Origin of the sequence: Nonomuraea sp. NPDC049725, assembly GCF_040674795.1 — a bacterium.
Lineage (GTDB): Bacteria > Actinomycetota > Actinomycetes > Streptosporangiales > Streptosporangiaceae > Nonomuraea > Nonomuraea ceibae.
The window spans coordinates 85,402-108,384 of sequence record NZ_JBFANJ010000017.1 but is presented as its reverse complement, the minus strand read 5'-3'; the positions used below and the strand labels follow the sequence as shown (position 1 = coordinate 108,384).

General features: G+C 70.8%; 26 protein-coding genes. 18 read left to right on the top strand and 8 right to left on the bottom strand.

Going from position 1 to position 22,983, the window contains the following annotated elements; all coding sequences use genetic code 11:
* Window position 1: 1 nt before the first annotated feature.
* Both AB0J53_RS35335 and AB0J53_RS35330 read left to right on the top strand, forming a co-directional pair.
* Window positions 2-445 (top strand): DUF3598 family protein, encoded by a 444-nt coding sequence (locus tag AB0J53_RS35335; protein WP_364180371.1) that lies wholly within the window; start codon window positions 2-4, stop codon window positions 443-445.
* Window positions 442-1,440, top strand: coding sequence for a nitrilase-related carbon-nitrogen hydrolase (locus AB0J53_RS35330; protein WP_364180369.1), 999 nt, complete (start codon window positions 442-444; stop codon window positions 1,438-1,440). Before AB0J53_RS35335 ends, AB0J53_RS35330 begins: the two co-directional genes overlap by 4 nt.
* A 4-nt stretch (window positions 1,441-1,444) precedes the next feature.
* On the opposite strand, the gene AB0J53_RS35325 is transcribed toward AB0J53_RS35330, so the two are convergent.
* From AB0J53_RS35325 to AB0J53_RS35290, 8 genes are all read right to left on the bottom strand, one after another.
* On the bottom strand, window positions 1,445-2,221 hold the full coding sequence (locus AB0J53_RS35325) for an ABC transporter permease (RefSeq protein WP_364180367.1): 777 nt from the start codon (window positions 2,219-2,221) through the stop codon (window positions 1,445-1,447).
* Window positions 2,218-2,985 carry an ABC transporter permease gene (locus tag AB0J53_RS35320; protein ID WP_364180365.1) on the bottom strand — a complete coding sequence of 256 codons (768 nt, stop codon included), beginning with the start codon at window positions 2,983-2,985 and terminating at the stop codon, window positions 2,218-2,220. The genes AB0J53_RS35325 and AB0J53_RS35320 overlap by 4 nt, the downstream gene beginning before the upstream one ends.
* 11 nt (window positions 2,986-2,996) lie before the next feature.
* Entirely contained in the window at window positions 2,997-3,968 is a 972-nt protein-coding gene (locus AB0J53_RS35315) for an ABC transporter substrate-binding protein (RefSeq protein WP_364180363.1), read from the bottom strand.
* A gap of 23 nt (window positions 3,969-3,991) precedes the next feature.
* A complete protein-coding gene (locus AB0J53_RS35310; protein WP_364180361.1) occupies window positions 3,992-5,233 on the bottom strand; it encodes a flavin-dependent oxidoreductase in 1,242 nt (413 codons plus the stop codon).
* Window positions 5,234-5,288: 55 nt separating this feature from the next.
* The gene (locus AB0J53_RS35305; protein WP_364180359.1) at window positions 5,289-6,224 is read right to left on the bottom strand and encodes a methyltransferase; all 936 of its coding nucleotides are present in this window, start codon (window positions 6,222-6,224) and stop codon (window positions 5,289-5,291) included.
* Window positions 6,225-6,317: 93 nt separating this feature from the next.
* Complete coding sequence (locus AB0J53_RS35300; RefSeq protein ID WP_308126088.1) at window positions 6,318-7,130, bottom strand: ABC transporter permease; 813 nt, start codon at window positions 7,128-7,130, stop codon at window positions 6,318-6,320.
* Window positions 7,094-7,870: an ABC transporter permease gene (locus AB0J53_RS35295; RefSeq protein ID WP_219512059.1), complete on the bottom strand. Its 777-nt coding sequence runs from the start codon at window positions 7,868-7,870 to the stop codon at window positions 7,094-7,096. Before AB0J53_RS35295 ends, AB0J53_RS35300 begins: the two co-directional genes overlap by 37 nt.
* The gene (locus tag AB0J53_RS35290) at window positions 7,867-8,856 is read right to left on the bottom strand and encodes an ABC transporter substrate-binding protein (RefSeq protein WP_219512049.1); all 990 of its coding nucleotides are present in this window, start codon (window positions 8,854-8,856) and stop codon (window positions 7,867-7,869) included. Before AB0J53_RS35290 ends, AB0J53_RS35295 begins: the two co-directional genes overlap by 4 nt.
* A gap of 429 nt (window positions 8,857-9,285) precedes the next feature.
* Here AB0J53_RS35290 and AB0J53_RS35285 point away from each other — a divergent pair, with 429 nt between their 5' ends.
* The 16 genes from AB0J53_RS35285 to AB0J53_RS35210 all read left to right on the top strand — a co-directional run bounded on the left by AB0J53_RS35285 (window position 9,286) and on the right by AB0J53_RS35210 (window position 22,939).
* Window positions 9,286-12,129, top strand: a complete 2,844-nt coding sequence (locus tag AB0J53_RS35285) for a nitrate- and nitrite sensing domain-containing protein (protein WP_364180356.1) — start codon at window positions 9,286-9,288, stop codon at window positions 12,127-12,129.
* Window positions 12,126-12,548, top strand: a complete 423-nt coding sequence (locus tag AB0J53_RS35280; RefSeq protein WP_219512032.1) for a roadblock/LC7 domain-containing protein — start codon at window positions 12,126-12,128, stop codon at window positions 12,546-12,548. Before AB0J53_RS35285 ends, AB0J53_RS35280 begins: the two co-directional genes overlap by 4 nt.
* Window positions 12,549-12,646: 98 nt before the next feature.
* Window positions 12,647-12,955, top strand: a complete 309-nt coding sequence (locus AB0J53_RS35275) for a DUF742 domain-containing protein (RefSeq protein ID WP_231618833.1) — start codon at window positions 12,647-12,649, stop codon at window positions 12,953-12,955.
* Window positions 12,909-13,523 carry an ATP/GTP-binding protein gene (locus AB0J53_RS35270; protein WP_219512022.1) on the top strand — a complete coding sequence of 205 codons (615 nt, stop codon included), beginning with the start codon at window positions 12,909-12,911 and terminating at the stop codon, window positions 13,521-13,523. Before AB0J53_RS35275 ends, AB0J53_RS35270 begins: the two co-directional genes overlap by 47 nt.
* Window positions 13,524-13,579: 56 nt before the next feature.
* On the top strand, window positions 13,580-15,127 hold the full coding sequence (gene ffh, locus AB0J53_RS35265) for a signal recognition particle protein (protein WP_364180353.1): 1,548 nt from the start codon (window positions 13,580-13,582) through the stop codon (window positions 15,125-15,127).
* A gap of 196 nt (window positions 15,128-15,323) precedes the next feature.
* A complete protein-coding gene (gene rpsP / locus AB0J53_RS35260) occupies window positions 15,324-15,764 on the top strand; it encodes a 30S ribosomal protein S16 (protein ID WP_364180351.1) in 441 nt (146 codons plus the stop codon).
* 1 nt (window position 15,765) lies between these two features.
* Window positions 15,766-16,011, top strand: a complete 246-nt coding sequence (locus tag AB0J53_RS35255; RefSeq protein ID WP_043634919.1) for an RNA-binding protein — start codon at window positions 15,766-15,768, stop codon at window positions 16,009-16,011.
* Between the two features lie 69 nt (window positions 16,012-16,080).
* Window positions 16,081-16,584, top strand: coding sequence for a ribosome maturation factor RimM (gene rimM, locus AB0J53_RS35250; RefSeq protein ID WP_364180349.1), 504 nt, complete (start codon window positions 16,081-16,083; stop codon window positions 16,582-16,584).
* Window positions 16,581-17,363, top strand: a complete 783-nt coding sequence (gene trmD, locus AB0J53_RS35245; protein ID WP_219511995.1) for a tRNA (guanosine(37)-N1)-methyltransferase TrmD — start codon at window positions 16,581-16,583, stop codon at window positions 17,361-17,363. The genes rimM and trmD overlap by 4 nt, the downstream gene beginning before the upstream one ends.
* A 138-nt stretch (window positions 17,364-17,501) precedes the next feature.
* On the top strand, window positions 17,502-17,864 hold the full coding sequence (gene rplS, locus AB0J53_RS35240; RefSeq protein WP_219511985.1) for a 50S ribosomal protein L19: 363 nt from the start codon (window positions 17,502-17,504) through the stop codon (window positions 17,862-17,864).
* A gap of 140 nt (window positions 17,865-18,004) precedes the next feature.
* Complete coding sequence (gene lepB / locus AB0J53_RS35235; protein WP_219511964.1) at window positions 18,005-18,868, top strand: signal peptidase I; 864 nt, start codon at window positions 18,005-18,007, stop codon at window positions 18,866-18,868.
* Window positions 18,865-19,455, top strand: coding sequence for a signal peptidase I (gene lepB / locus AB0J53_RS35230; protein ID WP_364180346.1), 591 nt, complete (start codon window positions 18,865-18,867; stop codon window positions 19,453-19,455). Before lepB (AB0J53_RS35235) ends, lepB (AB0J53_RS35230) begins: the two co-directional genes overlap by 4 nt.
* A 95-nt stretch (window positions 19,456-19,550) precedes the next feature.
* A complete protein-coding gene (locus AB0J53_RS35225) occupies window positions 19,551-20,168 on the top strand; it encodes a ribonuclease HII (protein ID WP_364180498.1) in 618 nt (205 codons plus the stop codon).
* Between the two features lie 39 nt (window positions 20,169-20,207).
* Window positions 20,208-20,531 (top strand): DUF2469 domain-containing protein, encoded by a 324-nt coding sequence (locus AB0J53_RS35220; protein WP_219511909.1) that lies wholly within the window; start codon window positions 20,208-20,210, stop codon window positions 20,529-20,531.
* Window positions 20,532-20,842: 311 nt separating this feature from the next.
* Window positions 20,843-21,196, top strand: coding sequence for a YraN family protein (locus AB0J53_RS35215; protein ID WP_219511891.1), 354 nt, complete (start codon window positions 20,843-20,845; stop codon window positions 21,194-21,196).
* Window positions 21,197-22,939 (top strand): YifB family Mg chelatase-like AAA ATPase, encoded by a 1,743-nt coding sequence (locus AB0J53_RS35210; RefSeq protein WP_364180343.1) that lies wholly within the window; start codon window positions 21,197-21,199, stop codon window positions 22,937-22,939.
* Window positions 22,940-22,983 lie beyond the last annotated feature (44 nt).

Here is a 22,983-nt window from a genome sequence, read left to right as displayed (position 1 = left end):
GATGGGACTGCGCGCCGAGATGCCGCTGCTGGCGCGGCACGAGGGCGAGTGGGACGGCACGTACGTGCACGTCGACGCCGACGGGACGGTCGTCGACCGGCACCGCGCCCAGCTCACCTGCGCCATCGTGGACGACGCCGTCTACCACCAGACCAACCGCTACACCTGGGACGACGGGCGCGCCGAGGTGCACGAGTTCCCCGGGACCTACCTGGGCGGCGGCCGGTGCGGCTTCGACACCGACCGGCTCAGGGGCGAGTTCTGGGAGCTCGACGAGAGCAGCATCTACCTGTCGTGGCAGTTCAAGGCCGAGGGGGAGGACCTGAGGCTGTTCGAGCTGATCGTGCTCAGCGACGACGGCGACACCCGCAGCCGCGTCTGGCAGTGGATCAAGGGCGGCGAGGTCGTCCGGCGCACGCTGATCAACGAGCGCAGGGTCGGATGACGGCGCTGCGCGCGCTGGCGCTCCAGCTGGAGACCCGGGCGGTCAACGACGCCGCCGACCCGCGCGCCGCGATCGGCGCGGCCGTCACCCGGATCGACCGGCAGGTCGGCGCGTCCAAGGCGTGGATCGGGCCGGACCTGCGGCTGGTGGTGCTGCCCGAGTACGCGCTGACCGGCTTCCCGCTGCGGGAGAGCCTCGGCGAGTGGCGGGACAAGGCGGCGCTCGCCCCCGGCGGCCCCGAGTACGCGGCGCTGGCCGGCGTCGCCCGGCGGCACGGCGTGTTCCTCTGCGTCAACGCCTACGAGAGCGACGAGCACTTCCCCGAGCTGTACTTCCAGGCGTCGGTGATCTTCTCTCCCGAGGGCGAGCCGGTGCTGCGCTACCGGCGGCTGCACTCGATGTTCACCCCGAGCCCGTACGACGTCTGGGAGCGCTACCTGGAGGTGTACGGGATCGACGGGGTCCTGCCGGTCGCCGAGACGGAGATCGGCGTGCTCGCGGTGGTCGCCTCCGAGGAGATCCTCTACCCCGAGCTGGCCCGTTCGCTGGCGCTGCGCGGCGCGGAGATCATCTGCAACCCGACCTCCGAGGCGTCGTCACCGGAGCTCACCCCCAAGGCGATCGCCCGCCGCGCCCGCGCCGTGGAGAACCTGGCCTACGTGGTCTCCGCCAACAGCGGCGGCCTGAGCGGGATCGCCATCCCCGGCGACTCGACCAACGGCGGCTCGGAGATCGTCGACCCGGAGGGCCGGGTGCTGGCCAGGGCCGGGGCGGGGGAGTCGCTGGTCGCCGCCGCCGAGCTGGACCTGGCCGCGCTGCGCCGGCTGCGCCGCAGGCCCGGCATGGGCAACCTGCCCAGCCGGGTCAAGTCGCGGCTGTGGGCCGAGGAGTACGGCCGCCACGACGTCGAGCGGCCCGGGGCGCTGACCGGCGCCCCGGACCGCGCCTGGTTCGCCGCCCGCCAGCGCGAGGTGATCGAGCGGCTGTACGGCTGACCGCTCAGGCGCGGGCGCCGTGGTGCCAGCGCAGCACCAGCCGCTCGACGGCCAGGAACCCCGCGTTCAGCAGCACGCCCAGCAGGCCGAGCAGCACGATCCCGGCCCACATCGCGGGAATGTCGAACTGGCTCTGCGCCTCCAGCAGGCGGTGGCCGATGCCCTCGGTGCTGCCGTACAGCTCCGAGATCACCATCATGATCAGCGCCAGGGACACGCTGAGCCGCAGCCCGGCGAAGATCTTCGGCGCGGCGGCGGGCAGGATGATCCGCAGCAGCCGGGCGCCCGCCCCCATCCTGAACACCAGGCCGGTCTCGACGTACTGGCGGTCCACGTACCGGCTGCCGTCCATCGAGTTGATCAGCACCGGCCACACCACGCCGTACACGATCGAGGCCACCTGCATCGGCGTGCCGATCTCGAACAGCAGCAGGAACACCGGCAGCAGCGCCGACGGCGGCACCGAGCGGCCGAAGTGCAGCAGCGGCTCCACCAGCGCCGACAGCGTGCGCGAGCGGCCCAGCGCGACGCCGAGCACGACGCCCGCGAGCGCCGCCAGCGCCCACCCGCCGAACAGCCGCGCCAGGCTCGGCAGCAGGTCGGCCACCGCCTCGTCCGTCAGGAACAGCCGCCCGGCCGGCCCGGAGAACCACAGCTCCCGCAGCCGGGGCACGATCACGCTCGGCGGCGGGAAGTAGACGGCCTGCGCCGCGCGGGCGGCGACCTCCCAGGCCAGCGCCGCCACCGGCAGCATCCAGTACCAGCCCAGCCGGGTGATCATGACGTCTCTCCCGTCCTGGCGTGGTGCCAGCGGAACAGCCGCCGCTCCCCGGCCGTGAACAGCAGGTTGGCGGCCAGGCCGAGCACGCCCGCCCACACCGTCGCCGCCAGCACCCGGTCGGTGCGGGCGGCGCTGCCCGCCTGCACCAGGTAGGCGCCGATGCCGCCGTCGCCGCCCGCGATCAGCTCCACGCTCACCGCCACGATCAGCGTCACCCCCACCGCGATGCGCACCCCGGTCGCGATGAACGGCGCCGCGCTCGGCAGCGACACCCGCACCGCCACCGCCACCGGCCCGAACCCGAAGGCCCGCAGCGTGTCCTTGCCCAGCGGGTCCACGTCCGCCAGGCCGTACAGCGTGTTGACGAGCAGCGGCCACGCGCACGTGTAGACGATCAGCGATGTCTTGGCGTCGCCGCTGTCGGGGAACAGGAACATCGCCAGCGGGATCAGCGACACCGACGGGATCGGCCGCAGGAACTCCACCAGCGGACGCACCGAGCGCTCCACCACCGGCACCGTGCCCAGCAGCAGCCCCGCTGGCACCGCCACCGCCACCGCGATCAGCAGCCCGGCCGCGCACGCCGACAGCGTGATCAGCACGTGCCGCAGGAACTCGCCGTCCGCGGCCAGCTCCGCCGCCGTCACCAGCACCACCGAGACGTACGGCAGCGCGTCGCGGTCGATCAGGCCGATCCGGCCCGCGGCCTCAAGCAGGACGAGGAAGCCCAGGACGCCGGCGGCGCCCAGGACCCCCCGCCTCATGCGCGCTCCGGTCATCCGCCGACGGCGGCGATCTGCTGCGTCACGTCCGGCTTGGTCTTGAGGTAGCCGTAGCCGGCCAGCAGGTCGGCCAGCTTCTGCAGGCTCGCCTTGTCGACCTCCATCGAGAACACGCCGAGCTTCATCGCGGCCGCCGCCTGCGCGTCGATCTGCGTGTAGGTCGGGATGACCTCGTTGATGGCGGCGCGGTCCTCGCTCGCGATCTTCTGCGCCTTGGCCAGCGCCCGGTGGAAGGCGGCGGCGGTCTTCGGGTTCTGCGCCAGCCACGCCTCCGACACGCCCCAGCCGTCGATCGGGATGCCCGCGGTCACGCCGTCGGTGGTGTCGATCACCTCGGTCGCGCCCATCTTCGTCTTGGCCGCCGTCAGGAACGGCTCCACCAGCCAGGCCGCGTCCACCTGGCCGCCCGACAGCGCGTTGAGCTGGTCGGCGAACGGCACCGCGACGAACTTGACGTCCTCCGGCTTCAGCCCGGCCTCCTGCACGTGCGCGTTCGTGAGCGTCTGGCCGAGCGCCTTCAGCACGTTGACCGCCACCGTCCTGCCCTTGAGGTCGGCCGCCGTCTTGATCGGCGAACCCTTGGGCACCACCACGCCCGCCACCCCGGGCGCCGCCTCCTGGCTGTGCTGGAGCAGCTTCAGTTTCGCGGCCCCCGAGTCGTTGATCGCCAGCAGCGACACGTAGCTCGTCAGGAAGGCATCCATGCTGCCGTTCAAAATCTTCGGCATGACGGCCTGCGGCGCCTGGATCACCTCGGTCTTGACCGTCAGGCCCTCCTCCTTGAAGAAGCCCCGCTTCTCCGCGATGAACAGCGGCGCCGACGACGGCACCGGGACGATGCCCACGGTGAGCTGGGTCTTCTCCAGCCCGGAGCCGCCGGTGGCGGGGGCCGGGCCGTCGTCGCCACAGGCCGCGAGGCCGAGGACCAGCGCGAGCCCGAGGGCGCACGTGCGTGCCAACCGCATGTCACTCCTTACTGAACGCAGGTTCAGCGCACGCTCCACGAGGGTCGCTCGTTGAGCGCGCGCACATCGGAATCGGTGATCGCGTGCTGGGCGTCCGCCAGGGCCGCCAGCTCGTCCTCGGCCAGGACGTCCCGGATGTCGGCGAAGCCGCCGGGAGCCCGCCGCTCCACCAGCAGGACCATCTCGTCGGCCGGCAGCGAGCGGTGGCCCAGCACCAGCTCGGAGGTGACCGGCCGGCGTTCGGCCTCGTAACCGGCCAGCGCCTCGGCCGGATCGGCCGTGGTCGCCAGGTGGCGGGCCAGCACCCGGGCGTCCAGCACCGCCTGCGACCCGCCGTTGGAGCCGACCGGGTACATCGGGTGCGCGGCGTCGCCGAGCAGCGTCACCCGGCCCGTCCCCCAGAACGGCAGCGGATCGCGGTCCACCATCGGGTATTCGAGGATGCGCGCGGAGGAGGCGATGAACGACGGGATGTCGAAGTGCCGGTACGCCCACCCGGCGTAGTGCGGCGCCACGTCCTCCAGCCGCCCCGGCCGCGACCAGTCGGCCGCGCCCGTCACGCCCGGCTCGGCCACCTTGACCTCGGCGACCCAGTTGACCCGGCGCGGATGGGCGGGGGAGATGTGGTACGAGACGAACTTGCCCGCCGCGTTGGTGCCGGAGACCAGCACGGTCGAGCCGTCGAGCACCCGGTCGGCGTCGGCCACGCCGCGCCACATGCGGATCCCGTTCCAGCGCAGCGGGTCGCCCGACGGATGGAGCTGGGCGCGCACCGCCGACAGCACGCCGTCGGCGCCGACCAGCACGTCCGCCCGCTCGCGCAGCACCTCGCCCGACGCGGTGTCGCGCAGCGTGACCGTGACCCCCGCGGCGTCCTGCTCGAACTCCTCGAACCGGACGCCCAGCCGGACCGGCCCGACCCGCTCGCGCACCGCGGCGAGCAGGAGCATCTGCAGCTCACCCCGGTGGATCGAGTACTGCGGCCAGCGGTAGCCCGCCAGCCGGCCGCGCGGCAGCGCCAGGATCTCGCCGCCGAACCGGTCGGTGAAGGTCATGTACGTGGTCTCGACGCCGGTCGCGGCCAGCTCGGCGGCCAGGCCCAGCTCGGTGAGCTCGCGCACGGCGTGCGGCTGCAGGTTGATGCCCACGCCGAGCGGCAGCATCCGGGCGGCGCCCTCGACGACGACGCAGCCGATCCCCGCGGCGTGCAGGCTGAGCGCGGCCGTCAGGCCGCCGATCCCCCCGCCGACGATCAACACCCGCATCGGATGTCCCCCTGTCATGAGGCGGGGAGCGCCGCACCGGACGCTCCCCGGGCGATCACTTGGGAACGGCCTCGATGAGGCTCGCCGCCGCGCCCAGCTCGATGACCTCCGTCAGCCGGAGACCGGCCTCATCGAGAAGTGTGGCGTACTGCGCGGCGCTGCGCTCGGTGCCGCCGTCGAAGATGGCCAGCATGCGCATGTCCAGGTCGTTGCCCAGGTGCGGAGCCGGCTCGTCCGGCAGCACCACCTCCAGCACCAGCACCCGGCCGCCGGGGCCCATCGCGGCGCGGACGTTGCGCAGGATCCGCACCGCGTCCTCGTCGTCCCAGTTGTGCAGGACGCTGGACAGCAGGTAGACGTCGGCGCCGGCCGGGACCCCGTCGAAGAAGCTGCCCGCCACGACCTCGGTCCGGTCGGCCAGGCCCTCGGCCGCCAGCGCCTCGCGGGCGCTGCCGGTCACGTGGTCGAGGTCGAACAGGATGCCGCGCATGCCGGGGTTGGCGTGCAGCACCGTGGCCAGGATGTGCCCCCGGCCGCCGGCGACGTCCACCATGGAGGCGGCGCCGGCGAAGTCGTAGCGCTTGACCAGGCCGTCGGTGAACGTGATGGCCCGGGTGCTCATGTACTCGTCGAACAGGCGGCTGGCCTCCGGCTGCGCCGCCAGGTGGTCGTACAGGTGGCCGTGGCGCCTGGCGAACGCCGAGCTGCCCTCGCGCACGGTGGACGGCAGGTTGCCCATGGCGTACCAGAAGCTCTCCTCGCCCAGCATGCGGATCGAGCTGCGGATCGAGCCGGGCACGTCGGAGCGCAGCGCGGTGCCCCGGGCGGTCAGGTCGTAGCCGTCGTCCCCGTGCGGCCTGACCACGTCCATGCCGGCCAGCTCGCGCAGCACCCGGCGGAGCGCGGGCGGGTGCGCCCCGCTGCGCCGGGCCAGCTCGCCGGTGTCGAGCGGCCCGTCCGCCAGGTGGTCGGCCAGGCCCAGCTCCGCCATGGTCAGCAGAGCCGCGAATCGAGAAATGTCGGATACGGCCCCCCAGAGGAGGTCTTCAGATGGGGACATGTGCCCTTCCGTAGAGATAAGAGGTCAAACCGTGCGGTTGGCCTGCCGGTGCCACACCAGCACGCGGCGCTCCGCCAGCACGAACAGCCCGTTGACGGCGTACCCGAGCACGCCGAGCAGCGCGATGGCCGCCCAGACGCCGGGCGCGTCGAAGGTGCGCTGCGCGTACAGGAGCTGGTAGCCGATGCCGTCGGTGCCGCCGAACAGCTCCGAGATCACCATGAGGATCAGCGCGAGCGACAGGCTCATCCGCAGTCCGGCGAAGATCTTCGGGGAGGCCGCCGGGATGACGACCACGCGCAGGCGCTCGGCCCTGGACAGGCCGAACACGGTCGCGGTCTCGGTGTAGGTCCGGTCGATGGCCCGGGCCCCGTCGATCGTGTTGAGCAGCACCGGCCAGATCACGCCGAACACGATCACCGCGAGCTGCGTCGCCAGCAGGCCCTGCAGCAGGACCACGAACAGCGGCAGCAGCAGGGGCGGCGGGATGGCGCGGCCGAACTCGATCAGCGCGTCGACGTAGTCGGTGGCCACCCGGGAACGGCCGAGCAGCACGCCCAGCACCACGCCGATCAGCGAGGCGAGGATCCACCCGCTGAACATGCGCCCGAGGCTGGGCAGCACGTTGTCCATCGCGTCGTCGGTCAGGAACAGCCGGGAGGCCGGGCCCGAGAACCACAGCTCGTACATGCGCGCGACGATCGTCGTCGGCGGGGGGAAGTCGAGGTCGCCGGCGGCGCGCGTGACGAGTTCCCACACGACGAGGACCACCGGGACGAACCACAGCTTGTTGAGCGTCTTCACGAGCGTGCCGCCCCCGTCCGCAGCGCGTGCCACCGGAACAGGCGGCGCTCCCCGGCCAGCAGGGCGAGGTTCGCCAGCACGCCGAAGACGCCCGCCCACACGGTCGCCGCCATGATGAGGTCCATCCGGTTGGCGCTGCCGGCCATCACCACGTACACCCCCAGCCCGTCGGAGCCGCCGGCGACCAGCTCGGCGCTCACCGCCAGCACCAGCGCGATGCCGGCGGCGATCCGCACGCCCGTCGCGACGAACGGCGCGGCGTTCGGCAGGCTCACCCGCCTCAGCACGGCCAGCTCCCCGAACCCGAAGGTCCGCAGCGAGTCCTTGGCCAGCGGATCGACGTCGTGCATGCCGTACAGCGTGTTGATCAGGATCGGCCACAACGACGCGAACACGATGACCGAGACCTTCATCCACTGGTCCGACGGGATCAGCAGGATCGCGAGCGGGATGATCGCGACGGACGGGATGGGACGCAGGAACTCCACCAGGGGCCGCACCGCCTGCTCCACCGGCGGCACCGCGCCGAGCAGCACGCCCAGGGGGACGGCCACGGCCACGGCGATCAGCAGGCCGAGCCCCCAGTTGCCGATCGTCGTCAGGCTCCCGGCCAGGAAGTCCGGGTCGGCGGGGAGCCGCGCGGCCTCCAGGAAGATGACGGACGGCGGCGGGAACAGCAGATCCTCGCTCATGACGAAGCGGATGAACAGCTCGCCGGCCACAAGGAAGCCCGCGGCGCCGATGACGCCGCGGGTCAGGCGCGCTCTGGTCATCCGCTCGTCGGCGCCGGGACGATGACCGAGGAGACGTCGATGGGGCTGCTCAGGTACTTATACTCGGCCATGAGGTCGGCGACCTTCTGCAGGCGGTCGCGGTTCAGCTCACTCGGGAAGGTGCCCAGGGTGATGACCGACGCGGTCTTGGCGTCGATCTTCGTGTAGGTCGGGATCATCTTCTCGATCTCCTTGCGGTCGCTGGAGGCGAGCTCCTGCGCCTTGGAGATGGCCCGCTGGAACGCGGCCAGCGTCTTCGGGTACTTCTGCACCCACTCGTCGGTGGCCATCCAGCCCGCGATGGGCAGGTTCTCGGTCTGGCCGGTCATCGTGTCGGCGAGCTTGGTGAAGCCGAACTGGCTCTGGTTGGCGGTGATGAACGGCTCGGTGATCCAGGCCGCGTCCGCCTGGCCGCTGTTGACCGCGTTGCCCATTTCGGGGAACGGCTTCTCGGCGAATTTGACGTCGTCTTTAGTTAGCCCCGCGACCTTCAGCTGAGTCTCGACCGCGAGCTGGGCGACGTTGTTCAGGTTGTTGACCAGGATGGTCTTGCCCTTGAGTTCAGCCACCGTCTTGATGGGAGAATCCTTGGGCACCATGATGTTGAAGGTGTTCGGACCTGCCTGATACATGTCGGCAACGAGTTTGATCTTCTCGCCCTGTGCCACGGCGGCGAACGTCGAGACGTAGTTGGTCTGCGAGATGTCGAGCTCGCGGCTCTTGATTTTCGGGATGGCCGCCGCGCCACCGGTGATGATGACCGGCTCCACGGTGAGGCCTTCCGCCTTGAAGAAGCCCTTCGCGTTGGCGATATAGACGGAAACGGGGTCGGGGATGGGGAGCACCCCGACCTTGATGGTCGTCTTCTCGAGCCCTGAGCCGTTCGCGGACGTCGTGCCGGCCTCCTCGCCGGCACCGCAGCCGGCGAGGGTGAGCGCGAGCGCGGCGCCGACGACGACCGCGCGACCGCGCAAAGTGCGTGTCATGGGAAGGTCTCCTACCAGGGGGGAAGCTTTTAGAGACTGGCAATCGGTTGCCGGGCGTGAGCGTACCGGAGCAGGGGATCATAGCTGAAGCACTATGCCGCGTATATGTTAATTTTTCTGCTTTGAGGTGTAATTATCGCGTTATGCCGCTAGAACCTGCCCTATTGGGTCTTACGGGGTATATGTCCGGATTGGCGGCGGTCGCGCTCCGTGTATGAAACCTCGCGACGTGCACCAAGGCGGGCTTGGAACGGTCTAATACTTGTGAGACGTTGGCTGAACTATGAGGTTTGTGCTCAAATTGGGCCCGAACTTGCCTGCGATCACTCCGTCGGCGTGACAAAGCCGCTCATCCCCCAGCAGGCCATGGCGAGAGGCTCCACAGTGAGGACAACAACGACCGAAGCCGGTCGTCGTAGGGCTCCAGACATGCCGCAAGAGCCCGCGCCGGCTCGGGCGCCGGTGCCGGAGGCGCCCAAACCGGGCAGCGCTTTCGCGCTGCGCAACTGGCGTGTACGCACCCGCCTCATCGCCCTCATCGCCATCCCGACCATCGTCGGCGTCATCCTGGGCGCGCTGCGCATCACCACCTCGTTCAGCAGCGCCCAGGAGTACCAGCGCATCGGCGAGACGAGCGCGCTGGTGGCGCAGGTGGGCGAGCTCTCCCGCGAACTGGCCCTCGAACGCGACCTCGCCACCCGCTTCGTCGCCCAGAACAAGCGGCAGGCCGACCTCCAGGCGCTCACCTCGCAGTACGAAATCGTGAACGTCAGCGTCAAGCGGGCCGAGGAGGCCGCCACCTCGGCCGAGGCGTCGCTGTCCGACCTGGGCCGCAGGCGCCTGGCCAACATCCGCGTCCGGCTGGACCAGATCCCCTCGATGCGCGAGACGGTCACCAAGACCCAGCTGCCGCCGCTGCCGACGATGGAGAAGTACTCCGAGACCATCGCCGAGCTGCTGCAGCTCTACGACGAGGTGGCGCAGGGCTCGACCGACGAGCAGCTCACCGCGACGAGCTCGGCCATGCGCGCCGTCGCCCGCGTCCAGGAGGAGGCCTCCAAGCAGCGCGCCCTGCTGTCCATCGCGCTGATCCGCGGCGAGTTCAGCGAGCCCGGCTTCAACGCGTTCCTGGACGCCCGCGCCCGCCGCGAGAGCGAGCGGACCTCGTTCCGCGCCGTCGCCACCGCCGCCCAGCGCCAGTTCTACGACAACACCGTCACCAGCCAGGAGATCGGCCGCGCCGAGTTCTACGTGGCCAGAGCCGTCTTCCTGCACAACGGCGGCGTGCCGCTCCAGCGGCTCGACACCACCTCCAGGAACGACGTCAGGCTCTGGTTCGACGCCATCAGCGAGACCGTCGACAAGCTGCACGTGGTGCAGAAGTCGCTGTCGCAGCAGATCGCCACCCGGAGCGCCGACCTCCAGAGCGCCGACCGGCAGGCCGCCGCGATCAGCATCGGCGTCGTCGTCGCGCTGCTGCTGCTGGTCCTCGCCGTCACCGCCGTGATGGCCCGCTCGCTCGTGCGCCCGCTGCGCCGCCTGCGCGGCGACGCGCTCAAGGTCGCCGGCAACACGCTGCCCGAGCTCGTCCGCCAGCTCCGCGAGAACGAGGTCCAGCCCGAGCAACTGCACGTGCCGCCCATCGACATCGCCTCCAAAGACGAGATCGGTGAAGTCGCCCGCGCCTTCGACGAGGTCCACCGCGAAGCGGTCCGCCTGGCGGCCGAGGAGTCCCGCCTGCGCTCCAACGTCAACGCGATGTTCGTGAACCTTTCACGGCGTTCGCAGACGCTGGTCGAGCGTCAGATCACCCTGATCGACGGGCTGGAGCAGGGCGAGCAGGACGAGCAGCGGCTGGGCAACCTGTTCAAGCTCGACCACCTGGCCACCCGCATGCGCCGCAACAGCGAGAACCTCCTGGTCCTCGCCGGCCAGGACCCGCCGCGCCGCTGGAGCCAGCCGGTCAAGCTCGTCGACGTCGCCCGCGCCTCCCTGTCGGAGGTCGAGAACTACGAGCGCGTGCTCCTCCAGGTCCCCGACGGCGTCTCCGTCGCCGGCCAGGCCGTCAACGACGTCATCCACCTCATCGCCGAGCTGGTCGAGAACGCCCTGTCGTTCTCCCCGCGCGAGACCCGCGTGACCGTCTCCGGCAGCCGCATCGACGGCGGCGGCGTCATGCTGTCCATCAGCGACTCCGGCATCGGCATGACCCAGGAGGAGCTGGCCCAGGCCAACGACCGCCTGACCGACGCGCCCACCGTCGACGTGTCCGTCTCGCGGCGCATGGGCCTGTTCGTGGTCGCCAGGCTGGCCCACCGGCACGGCATCCGCGTCCAGCTCAGGCCCCAGGGCGGCGGCGGGCTCACCGCCATGGTCCTGGTGCCCGAGTCGCTGCTCGGCGCCCAGACGGCCGCCTTCGACACCCCGGCCGCCGCGGGCGCCGCCCCGGTGGCGCCCGCCCCGGTCGCCGACCGCGGCGGCCGCATGGACGCCTTCACCCCCGCCCAGCCGGCGACGGCCGCGGCGCCCCCGTGGCAGGGCGGCTCGTTCCAGATGAGCCCCGCCCACCCCTCGTACCCGGGCGCCGACCCCACCGGGTCCTGGCCGTCCGCGCCGCAGTGGCCCTCCCAGGCCGACGGCTGGCCGTCCGACCCGCGCAGCACCAGCGGCGGCTACGACACCGCCGACGTGTGGATCCCCTCCCGCGTCCCCGGCGGCTGGGCCGGCGAAGGCGAGCCGCTGCCCAAGCGGCCCACCGAGCAGCCGGTCCCGCGCGAGTTCGACGACTGGCCCGACACCGGCGCGCAGAAGCGCAACCGCTACGACTTCCCGGAGACCGAGTCCGCCGCCACCGGGCCCATGCCCGTGGTGGGCGGCAACGCCCCCTCCGCCGGCGACGAGTTCCTGCCGATCTTCGCCTCGGTGGAGTCGGCCTGGTTCGAGCAGGGCGGCAGCGGCAGCGCCAACTGGGGCTCGTCCACGGCCGACGCCGGGTGGAGCGCCGCCCAGGCCGCCGCCGAGCCGGTGCGCGACGGGGCGACCGCCTCCGGGCTGCCCAAGCGGGTGCCGAAGGCCAACCTGGTGCCGGGCTCGGCCGACACGGCATCGGCCCCGAAGGGCGTCGTCCCGATGCCCACGGTCTCGCCCGACCGGGTACGCAGCCGCCTGTCCAGCTTCCAGCAGGGCTTCCGGGCGGCACGCGACGACATCAGCGGGGGCAGGGCATTCTCCTCTGACCCGAGGAAAGACGACAACAGGGAGGAGGGCGCGTGAACGACCTGAGTCATTCGGCGCGCGGCGTCGACTGGCTGATCACCGACTTCGTGAGCACCGTCCCCGGCGTCGCGCATGCGGTGGTGGTGTCGTCCGACGGGCTGCCACTGGCCGCGTCGTCGGGGTTCCCGGCGGACCGGGCCGACCAGCTGGCCGCCATCGCTTCCGGCCTGGTGAGCCTGACGCAGGGCGCCGCCCGGGTGTTCGAAGGCGGTGCGGTCAATCAGACCATCGTGGAGATGCAGCGGGGGCTGATGCTGATCATGGCGATCAGCGACGGCTCCTGCCTGGCCGTGCTCGCGGCCCCCGACTGCGACATGGGACTGGTGGCGTACCAGATGACATTGATGGTGGATCGCGCCGGACAGGTGCTTACCCCGGCGGTGCGCGCGGAGCTGCGCGCCAGCCAGACCAGGTGATGTAGGTGACGGACCCCAGATGGAACACCGGCGGCTGGGACCCTCAGCCGCCCCCGCAGCCGGCCTCCGACCCCGCGTCGCCGGTCCGTCCCTACGCGGTGACCGGCGGGCGCACCGCGCCCAAGCTGAAACTGGCGATGGAGGCGCTGGTGTCGTCGGCCACGGCCGAGCACCGGGAGTTCTCCCACATCACGCCGGAGTACCAGGCGATCAGCCAGCTCTGCAGGCAGGTGCGCTCGGTGGCCGAGGTCTCGGCGCTGTTGCGGATGCCGCTGGGCGTGGTCCGGGTGCTGATCGCCGACATGGCCGCCGAAGGCCTCGTCCGCGTCCACCAGCCGCAGCTGGAGGCCGGAAGGCCGGATGTCAACCTGCTTGAAAGGGTGCTCAGTGGACTTCGCAGGCTCTAGCCCCGGCCTAACCTCGACGAAGATCGTCGTGGCCGGGGGATTCGGGGTGGGCAAGACGACGTTCGTGGGGGCCGTGTCGGAGATCATGCCGCTCACGACCGAGGCCGTGATGACCGACGCCTCGGCCGGCATCGACGACCTCGGCATGACCCCGCTCAAGTCGACCACCACCGTCGCGCTCGACTTCGGCCGCGTCTCGCTCGACCGCGACCTGATCCTGTACGTGTTCGGCACGCCCGGGCAGCACCGGTTCTGGTTCATGTGGGACGACCTCGTACGGGGCGCCATCGGGGCCGTCGTGCTGGTCGACACGCGGCGGCTGGCCGACAGCTTCCCCGCGATCGACTACTTCGAGGAGGCCCAGCTCCCGTTCGTGGTCGGGATCAACGGCTGGGAGGGGCAGTACCCGCACACCGACGCGGAGGTGCGTGACGCGCTCACGCTGGCCCCGCACATCCCGCTGGTGCGGCTCGACGCCCGTTCCAAGGACTCGGTCAAGAGCACGCTCATCAACCTGGTCGAGCACGCGCTCTCGGTCCGGATGGCCGTGCCAGGCTGGAACGGCTAGCGAAGCGGATAGGCTGAGACCAGACCCACATTCGCTTTCGAGGACTGGCCAACCACGTGTTCGAGACGCTATCCGACCGGCTGACATCGGTCTTCTCCTCCCTCCGATCCAAGGGGCGACTGTCCGAAGCGGACATCGACGCCACCACCCGCGAGATCCGCATCGCGCTGCTCGAGGCCGATGTCGCGCTGCCGGTGGTCAAGGCGTTCGTCGCCCAGGTGAAGGAGCGCGCCCGCGGCGCAGAGGTCTCCCAGGCGCTCAACCCGGCGCAGCAGGTCGTCAAGATCGTCAATGACGAGCTGATCGAGATCCTCGGCGGCGAGACCCGCAGGCTCCGCTACGCCAAGACGCCGCCGACGGTCATCATGCTCGCCGGCCTCCAGGGCGCCGGCAAGACCACGCTGGCCGGTAAGCTGGCCCGCTGGCTGCGCGAGCAGGGCCACGTGCCGCTGCTCGTCGCCGCCGACCTCCAGCGGCCCAACGCCGTCGGGCAGCTCCAGGTCATGGGCGAGCGCGCCCAGGTCGCCGTCTACGCCCCCGAGCCCGGCAACGGCGTCGGCGACCCGATCGCCGTGGCCCGCCAGTCGATCGACGAGGCCCGGCGCCAGCAGCACGACATCGTCATCATCGACACCGCCGGCCGCCTGGGCATCGACCAGGAGATGATGAAGCAGGCCGCCGACATCCGCGACGCGGTGCGGCCCGACGAGGTCCTGTTCGTCGTCGACGCCATGATCGGCCAGGACGCCGTCACCACGGCCCAGGCGTTCATGGAGGGCGTCGGCTTCGACGGCGTCGTGCTGACCAAGCTCGACGGCGACGCCCGAGGCGGCGCGGCCCTGTCGGTCAGGCACATCACCGGCCGGCCGATCATGTTCGCCTCCACCGGCGAGAAGCTGGAAGACTTCGACGCCTTCCACCCCGACCGGATGGCCTCCCGCATCCTCGACATGGGTGACATCCTCACCCTGATCGAGCAGGCGCAGAAGACGTTCGACGAGGAGCAGGCCGCCAAGATGGCGGGCAAGCTCACCTCGGGCGAGAACTTCACGCTCGACGACTTCCTCGAGCAGATGATGATGGTCCAGAAGATGGGCCCGATCAAGAACCTGCTCGGCATGATGCCCGGCATGGGGCAGATGCGGGACCAGCTCAACGCCATCGACGACCGCGACCTCGACCGCATCGCCGCCATCATCCGCTCGATGACGCCCGGCGAGCGGCAGGACCCGAAGATCATCAACGGCTCCCGCCGCGCCCGCATCGCCGCCGGCTCCGGCGTGACCGTCAGCGCCGTCAGCAACCTCGTCACCCGCTTCTTCGAGGCCCAGAAGATGATGAAGCGCATGGCGGGCGGCATGGGCATCCCCGGCATGCCGGGCGGCCGGGGCAAGGCGCAGAAGGCTCAGAAGAAGGGCAAGAAGGGGCGCCGCGTGAGCGGTGACCCGCGCAAGGCGGCCCTCGGCAAGCAGGCCCAGGAGGCGCCCGCCGACGAGCCCAAGCCGGGCGGCGTGCTGGGCAACCTGGGCGGCAAGCTGCCTCCGGGCATGGAGCTGCCGCCGGGCTTCGACCCGTCCAAGCTCAGGCTGCCGGGCCAGAAGTAATTTTTGCCGCGCGACGCCGGTGCGGAGTGCGGGGCAGTGGCGCGCGTCTGGCACAATGGCATGTTGGAACACCGTGACCAGGCGGGTGCCCTCTCACCTCCCGCCGGCCGCGTTTGTCCCTGGAGTCGGATTCGCATCGTGCCCCACTCGATGAGGAGCCGCTCACCCGCGCTCTAATGCAGGAGAGACCACACCCGTGGCAGTCAAGATCAAGCTCAAGCGGCTCGGCATGATCCGCAACGCTCAATACCGTATCGTCGTCGCCGACAGCCGCACCAAGCGTGACGGCCGGGCGATCGAGGAGATCGGCCTGTACCACCCGAAGGAGAACCCTTCGCGCATCGAGGTCAACGCCGAGCGCGCCGCTTACTGGCTGGGAGTCGGCGCGCAGCCGACCGAGCCGGTGCTCAAGCTGCTCAAGCTCACCGGTGACTGGCAGAAGTACAAGGGCGAGCCCGCGCCGGCGCCGATGAAGGTCGCCGAGCCCGCGCCCGACCGTCAGGCCCTCTACGAGGCCGCGGCCAAGGAGGCGCTGTCCGGTGGCGACACCGGCACGGCCGCCACCACGCCGAAGAAGGCCAAGAAGAAGGACGAGGCCGAGGCCCCTGCCGAGACCCCGGCCGAGGCGGAGGCCTGAGGTGCTCGAGGAGGCCCTCGAGCACCTCGTCAAGGGCATCGTCGAACATCCCGACGATGTCCGGGTCCGCGCACGCCGCATCCGCAGCGGGCGCGTCCTGGAGGTCCGGGTGCACCCCGAGGACCTGGGAAAGGTCATCGGACGCGGTGGGCGCACCGCCAAGGCGCTGCGCACCGTCGTGAACGCCCTGGCCGACGGGAAGTACGTCCGGGTCGATCTGCTCGACCTGCACGAAGCAGTCCGTTAGCGTCAGGAAATTCCCGCGCCCTCATCGGTTGCCGCCGATGGGGGCGCTCCGCGTTGGAAAGAGGTACAGGTGCAGCTGGTCGTCGGCCGGATAGGCCGCCCGCACGGCGTACGCGGCGAGGTGACCGTCGAGGTGCGCACCGACGATCCCGAGGTGCGCTTCGCCGCCGGCACGTCGATCGCCACCGACCCGCCGGCCCGGGGGCCGCTCGTCGTCGAGAGCCGCCGCTGGCACAAGGGCATGCTCCTGGTCGCCTTCGCCGGCGTCGCGGGCCGTGACGCGGCCGAGGAGCTGCGCGGCACCATGCTGGTCATCGACTCCGCCGACGTGGCGCCGACCGGCGACCCCGACGAGTTCCACGACCACCAGCTCATCGGCCTCGCGGTCGTCACCACCGGCGGCGAGCCCGTCGGCGAGGTCACCGACGTGCTCCACCACGGCCAGGACCTGCTCGTCGTACGGCGCGCGGGCGGTGGGGACGACGCGCTCATCCCGTTCGTCAAGGCCCTGGTGCCGGAGGTGGACCCGGAGGGCGGCAGGCTGGTCGTCGACCCGCCGGAGGGCCTGCTGTGACCCGGCTCGACATCATCTCGATCTTCCCCGAGTACTTCGCGCCGCTCGACGTCTCCCTCATCGGCAAGGCGCGCGAGCGCGGCATCCTCGACGTGCGCACCCACCAGCTCCGCGACTGGGCGCACGACGTGCACAAGACCGTCGACGACACCCCGTACGGGGGCGGTCCCGGCATGGTGATGAAGCCGGAGGTCTGGGGTGAGGCGCTCGACGACGTCATCGGCGACGGGGCCCCGCGCATGATCGTGCCGACGCCGAGCGGCCGCCCCTTCACCCAGGAGCTCGCCCAGGAGCTGGCCGCCGAGCCGTGGCTGCTGTTCGCCTGCGGCCGCTACGAGGGCATCGACTCGCGCGTCATGGCCGAGTACGGCACGCGGCTGCGCGTCGACGAGGTCAGCATCGGCGACTACGTGCTCGCCGGCGGGGAGGTGGCGGTGCTGGTGATGGTGGAGGCCATCGGCCGGCTGCTGCCCGGCGTGCTCGGCAACGCCCATTCGGCCGTCGACGACTCCTTCGCGCCCGGCGCGATGCGCAACCTGCTCGAAGGCCCCGTCTACACCAAGCCGCCGGTGTGGCGCGGGCACGAGGTGCCCGCCGTGCTGCTGTCCGGCCACCACGGCAAGGTCGCCCGCTGGCGCCGTGACGAGGCGCTGCGCCGCACCGTCGCCAACCGGCCCGAGCTGGCGGCGGCGATCGACCCCGCGACGCTCGACAAGCACGACCGGCGGCTGCTCGACGAGCTGTCGTTTCGCCTCCCGCCGGAAGATGTGGCACACTGAAGCGTTGCCAATCGTCAGGTGGTTGGTCAGCCATGCCCGGGAAAGCGTTCCCGGGTCCACCAGATCAGCAAGCGTGTCCGCCACGAGCCCAGGCCGGGTGGACCTCCGCGTGCTCGCGAGACTTGAGGAACAGCTCTCATGCACACGAAGATCCAGGAGCTCGAGAAGGCGACCCTGCGCAGCGACGTGCCGGACTTCCGTCCCGGTGACACGCTCGAGGTTCACGTCCGAGTCGTCGAAGGCAACCGCTCCCGCGTCCAGGTCTTCAAGGGGTTCGTGCTGCGCCGTCAGGGCAGTGGCGCCCGCGAGACCTTCACCGTCCGCAAGGTGAGCTACAGCGTCGGCGTCGAGCGCACCTTCCCGGTGCACAGCCCGGTCATCGAGAAGATCGTCCTCGTGACCCGTGGCGACGTCCGCCGCGCCAAGCTCTACTACATGCGCGACCTGCGCGGCAAGGCCGCCCGCATCCGCGAGAAGCGTGAGAGCACGCCCGCGAAGTAAGCATGCTTTCCCGAATGGCCCGCACCGAGGTGCGGGCCATTCGGTTTTGCGGGGCCCTTTCCTTTATGTGGAGCGACTCGTGAGCGGTGTAACGTCGGTCGAGGCTTGTCGGGCCGGGACATCATCTAGGCTCGTCAGCAATGACTAGCGAGAGCCAGGAGCACGGCGCGCCGCGCCGCCCTGTCGAGGACGAGGTGGACGTGGTCGCCGAAGACACTCAGAAGCCGGCAAAAGATGGGAAGAAAGAGAAGAAGAAGGGGTCGTTCTGGAAAGAACTTCCCGTTCTGGTCGTCGTGGCGCTGGCGCTGGCGCTGATCATCAAGACCTTCGTCATCCAGGCCTTCTACATCCCGTCCGAGTCGATGGAGAACACGCTCCTCACCAACGATCGGGTGCTGGTCAACAAGCTCGTCTACCACACACGCGACATCGAGCGCGGCGACGTGGTCGTCTTCTCCGGCGTCGACTCCTGGGACGGCGAGTTCCAGTTCGAGGAGCCGGCCAACCCCGTCGCGGGCTTCTTCCGCTGGGTCGGCACCGCGTTCGGTGTGGTCCCCGGCGAGAAGGACTACATCAAGCGCGTCATCGGCGTCGGCGGCGACCACGTCAAGTGCTGCGACTCCCAGCAGCGCATCACCGTCAACGGCGTGGCGATCGACGAGAGCGCCTACCTCTATCCGGGCAACCTGCCCTCGCGGGAGCCGTTCGACATCACGGTGCCGCCCAACCGCCTGTGGGTGATGGGCGACCACCGCCAGGTCTCGCTGGACTCGCGCTCCCACACGGGCGACCCCGGCGGCGGGTCCATCCCCGAGAGCCAGGTCATCGGCCGCGCCTTCGTGATCGTCTGGCCGTTCTCCCGCGCGACCACGATCCCGATCCCCGACACGTTCGCCCAGCCCGCGCTCCAGGCGCTGAGCGGGTCAGCCCCGCTGGTCGCCGGATTCGCGCTGGCCGTACCCTTGGTCGTGGTCCGTCGGCGCTGGCTGGTGAAGAGGCGATGACGGCCGTCACCGAGAAGGCAGAGGGCGTGGAGAAGAAGAAAAAGGGCGGCTTCCGCGAGACGATCTACCTGCTGGTGCTGGGCGTGGGGATCGCGCTGGTGCTCCAGGCGTTCGTGATCGGGTCGTTCTACATCCCCTCGGAGTCGATGGAGAACACCCTCAAGATCAACGACCGGGTGTTCGTCAACAAGCTCGCCGGCGCTCCCGGGCGGGGCGACATCATCGTCTTCAAGGGCTGGAACGGCGAGGACACGATCAAGCGCGTCATCGGCGTGGCCGGCGACCGGGTCGTGTGCTGCGACTCCAAGAAGCGCCTGACGATCAACGGCAAGGCGCTGGACGAGCCCTACCTCTTCCCCGACGACTTCCCCTCCGACGAGAAGTTCGACATCACGGTGCCCAAGGGCAAGCTGTGGCTGATGGGCGACCACCGCAGCGCCTCGGCCGACTCGCGCAGCCACATGGAAGAGCCGGGCAAGGGGTTCATCTCGGTCGACGACGTGATCGGCACCGCCGTGGTGCGCTACTGGCCGCTGTCGAGAGGGACGATCTTCACCACTCCCGACAGCTTCGCGAAGATCGAGTAGCTTCGGTCGCGGTATGCGGCGAATGGGGCGTACGCTTCGTGTGTCATGACAGTTGCGTTCCGCCCTCGACCGAGCGTCGTCCGGCGTGATTCCGAATCTACGCCTACGAGCGGGCGCTCGCCCGGCGCGGCCTCACCCCCATCGCTGGGGTCGACGAGGCCGGTCGCGGGGCCTGCGCGGGCCCGCTCGTGGTCGCCGCGGTCATCCTGCGCAAGGAGATCAACGGCCTGGGCGACTCCAAGCTGCTCTCGGCGCCCGTACGTGAGCGCCTCTACGAGCGGATCGTCGACACCGCCCACGTGGGCGTCGTCGTCATCCCGCCCGGCGAGATCGACGCGCGCGGCCTGCACAAGTGCAATGTGTCGGGCATGCGGCGGGCGGTCGCGCGGCTGTCCTGCGACCCTGGGTACATCCTGACGGACGGATTCCCGGTGCCGGGCCTGCCGGCGCCGTCGCTCGCCGTGTGGAAGGGGGATCAGGTGGCCGCCTGTGTGGCGGCCGCGTCGATCGTGGCCAAGGTGACGAGGGATCGGTTGATGGTCGCGCTGGACGACGACTATCCGCTGTACGGTTTCGCCGAGCACAAGGGGTATGTGACACCACAACACCGTCTCGCACTGGGGACGCACGGCCCGTGTCCGCACCACCGTTACTCGTTCGTCACGGTGGCCAGGGAGATGGGCGAGAATGAAATGGGGGCCGGCGTTGCCTAGCCGGGCACACCGGGGGACCGGTACGACAGGAGGACCGCGATGAGCGCAGAGGATCTCGAGAAGTACGAAACCGAGATGGAGCTGCAGCTTTACCGCGAATACCGCGATGTCGTCGGGTTGTTTACGTATGTGGTGGAGACGGAGCGGCGCTTCTATCTGACCAACTCGGTCGACCTGGAAGTCCGCACGGCGGAGAACGGTGACGTGTTCTTCGACGTCAAGATGCAGGACGCCTGGGTCTGGGACATGTACCGACCGGCGCGCTTCGTGAAGAATGTCCGGGTGGTGACGTTCAAGGATGTGAACGTCGAGGAATTGGCCAAGGCCGACCTGGAAATGCCGAAGGAGGGCTTCTCGGGCTGACCGCTTCCGGGGCTGACCGCTTCCTGAGCTGACCGTTGCCGGGGCCGACCGCTTCCTGGGCTGGCGGTTTCCTGGAGCTGTTCGTTTCCTGCAACTGATCGTTTCCGGGGACTGGCCGTTTCCTGGAGCTGGTCATTCCGGGGGCTGGTCATTCCGGGGGACTGGTCGTTTCCGGCGGGCTGGTGACGGCGCGTGCGCGCACGCGTTCGTCCACAGGCCCGGCCCCAGTGCCCCGCACTTATCCCCAGAACCCCGTTCGGCCGCTGCCGGCCCGGCCTCCATGAGCGAAAGTCGCTCCCCGGAGGTGCCACATGGCCGCGAAGAACGACCTGGGCAGGCACGGCGAGCGACTGGCCGCCGACTACCTGCGCTCCCAGGGCATGACCATCATCGACCGCAACTGGCGCTGCCGCCGGGGCGAGATCGACATCATCGCCGAGGACGGCGCCACGCTCGTCGTGGTCGAGGTCAAGACCCGATCGAGCAGATCCCACGGCACGGCGCTCGAGTCCGTCCGCCCCGCGAAAGTGGCCAGGCTGCGCGCACTGGCCGCCACCTGGCTCGCCGCCCAGCCCCAGCCCTACGCGACCGTGCGGGTCGACGTGATCGCGCTGGAGCGCTTCGCCGGCGACTACTCCCTGCGTCACGTGCGGGGGGTGAGCTAGATGGCGGTCGCGTCCACCCGCAGCGTCGCCCTCGTCGGCGTCACCGGCAGCACCGTCGAGGTGGAGGCCGACGTCGGCAGCGGGCTGGCGGGCATGCACCTCATCGGCCTGCCCGACACCGCGCTGAGCGAGGCCCGTGAGCGCGTCCGGTCGGCCATGGTCAACAGCCACTACGCCTGGCCCGACGCCCGCATCACCGTCAGCCTCTTCCCGGCCAGCCTGCCCAAACGCGGCAGCCAGTTCGACCTGGCCATCGCCGTGGCCATCCTGGGCGCTGCCGGGCTGGTGCCCGCCCAGCGGGTCGCCGAGATGTTCTTCCTCGGCGAGCTCGGCCTCGACGGGCGGCTGAGGCCGGTGCGCGGCGTGCTCCCGTCGGTCCTGGGCGCCGCCGGGGACGGGGCCGCCACCGTGGTCGTCCCCGCCGCCAACGCGGCCGAGGCGGCCCTGGTGCCGGGCGTGCGGGTGGTGCCGGTCGCCGACCTGCGCCGGCTCGTCGAGTGGCTGCGCCGAGGCGACCCCCCACCCGCCGTCCCGGCCCCCGCTTCGGGCCCTGCCGTGGCGCCCACTCCAGGCTCCGCGGTGGCGTCCGCTTCAAGCCTCGCTTCAGGCCCCGCTTCAGGCCCCGGTTCGAGCCCCGGTTTGAGCCCCGGTTTGAGCCCCGCTCCAGGCCCGGCTTCGGGGTCCGCTTCGGGGTCCGCTTCGGGCCGCGCTTCGACGTCCGCCGAGGCTTCCGGGCCCGCCGTCCAGGCGGAGGCCGGCGGCCCGGCCCCCGCCGCCCGCCCCGACCTGGACCTGTCGGACGTGGTCGGCCAGCCGATGGCCAGACGCGCCCTGGAGGTCTGCGCCGCGGGCAACCACAACCTCTGGATGCTCGGCCCGCCCGGCACCGGCAAGACCCTGCTGGCCGAACGCCTCCCGACCCTGCTGCCCGACCTGGAGCTCGACCACGCGCTCGAAGTGACGGCCATCCACTCGGTCGCGGGCGTCCTGCCGCCCAACAGCCCCATGGTCAGCCGCCCGCCCTTCGTCAACCCCCACCACACCGCCTCCGCCGCGGCCGTCATCGGGGGCGGCAGCACGGTCGTGCGCCCCGGCGCGATCTCCCTCGCCCACCGGGGCGTGTTGTTCATGGACGAAGCACCGGAGTTCCCGCGCCACGTCCTCGACTCGCTCCGCCAGCCGCTGGAGTCGGGCCAGGTCACGGTGGCGAGATCGGCGGGCTCGGTCACGTTCCCGGCCCGCTTCATCCTGGTGCTGGCCGCCAACCCCTGCCCCTGCGCCCAGCCCCAGGACCAGGGTGAGAGCTGCCACTGCTCGCCCACGGTCCGGCGCCGCTACCTGGGCAGACTCTCGGGCCCGCTGCTCGACCGCATCGACATGAAGGTCACCGTGGCCCGCTCCAGCAGGCGCGAGCTCCTGGCCGACCGGCAGTTCGTCGAGTCCAGCCGCACGGTCGCCCAGCGCGTCCTGCTGGCCCGTGAGCGCGCTGCCAAGCGCTTCGCCGGCACCCCCTGGCGCACCAACGCCGAGATCCCCTCGTCGACCCTGCACGCCGACTATCGCCCGCCGGACGCCGCCATGCGCCCCATCACGAGCTGCCTCGACTCCGGCACCCTCAGCGCGCGCGGCCTCGACCGCGTCGTCCGCGTCGCCTGGACCCTCGCCGACCTGGCCGGCAAGGACCGCCCCGACGAGGACGAGACCTCCGCCGCCCTGGCGCTGTGGCTCGGCCTGACCCCCTGACCCCTGACCCCTGACCCGCCCCTTTCCCCTGCCCGTTCGCCGTC

Bases quoted from the DNA above. Each gene is read 5' to 3' on its own strand.
- AB0J53_RS35335 (WP_364180371.1), top strand. From the start codon at position 2: ATGGGACTGCGCGCCGAGATGCCGCTGCTGGCGCGGCACGAGGGCGAG.
- AB0J53_RS35330 (WP_364180369.1), top strand. From the start codon at position 442: ATGACGGCGCTGCGCGCGCTGGCGCTCCAGCTGGAGACCCGGGCGGTC.
- AB0J53_RS35325 (WP_364180367.1), bottom strand. From the start codon at position 2,221: ATGATCACCCGGCTGGGCTGGTACTGGATGCTGCCGGTGGCGGCGCTG.
- AB0J53_RS35320 (WP_364180365.1), bottom strand. From the start codon at position 2,985: ATGAGGCGGGGGGTCCTGGGCGCCGCCGGCGTCCTGGGCTTCCTCGTC.
- AB0J53_RS35315 (WP_364180363.1), bottom strand. From the start codon at position 3,968: ATGCGGTTGGCACGCACGTGCGCCCTCGGGCTCGCGCTGGTCCTCGGC.
- AB0J53_RS35310 (WP_364180361.1), bottom strand. From the start codon at position 5,233: ATGCGGGTGTTGATCGTCGGCGGGGGGATCGGCGGCCTGACGGCCGCG.
- AB0J53_RS35305 (WP_364180359.1), bottom strand. From the start codon at position 6,224: ATGGCGGAGCTGGGCCTGGCCGACCACCTGGCGGACGGGCCGCTCGAC.
- AB0J53_RS35295 (WP_219512059.1), bottom strand. From the start codon at position 7,870: ATGACCAGAGCGCGCCTGACCCGCGGCGTCATCGGCGCCGCGGGCTTC.
- AB0J53_RS35290 (WP_219512049.1), bottom strand. From the start codon at position 8,856: ATGACACGCACTTTGCGCGGTCGCGCGGTCGTCGTCGGCGCCGCGCTC.
- AB0J53_RS35285 (WP_364180356.1), top strand. From the start codon at position 9,286: ATGCCGCAAGAGCCCGCGCCGGCTCGGGCGCCGGTGCCGGAGGCGCCC.
- AB0J53_RS35270 (WP_219512022.1), top strand. From the start codon at position 12,909: ATGTCAACCTGCTTGAAAGGGTGCTCAGTGGACTTCGCAGGCTCTAGC.
- rplS (WP_219511985.1), top strand. From the start codon at position 17,502: ATGCACACGAAGATCCAGGAGCTCGAGAAGGCGACCCTGCGCAGCGAC.
- lepB (WP_219511964.1), top strand. From the start codon at position 18,005: ATGACTAGCGAGAGCCAGGAGCACGGCGCGCCGCGCCGCCCTGTCGAG.
- lepB (WP_364180346.1), top strand. From the start codon at position 18,865: ATGACGGCCGTCACCGAGAAGGCAGAGGGCGTGGAGAAGAAGAAAAAG.
- AB0J53_RS35220 (WP_219511909.1), top strand. From the start codon at position 20,208: ATGAGCGCAGAGGATCTCGAGAAGTACGAAACCGAGATGGAGCTGCAG.
- AB0J53_RS35215 (WP_219511891.1), top strand. From the start codon at position 20,843: ATGGCCGCGAAGAACGACCTGGGCAGGCACGGCGAGCGACTGGCCGCC.
- AB0J53_RS35210 (WP_364180343.1), top strand. From the start codon at position 21,197: ATGGCGGTCGCGTCCACCCGCAGCGTCGCCCTCGTCGGCGTCACCGGC.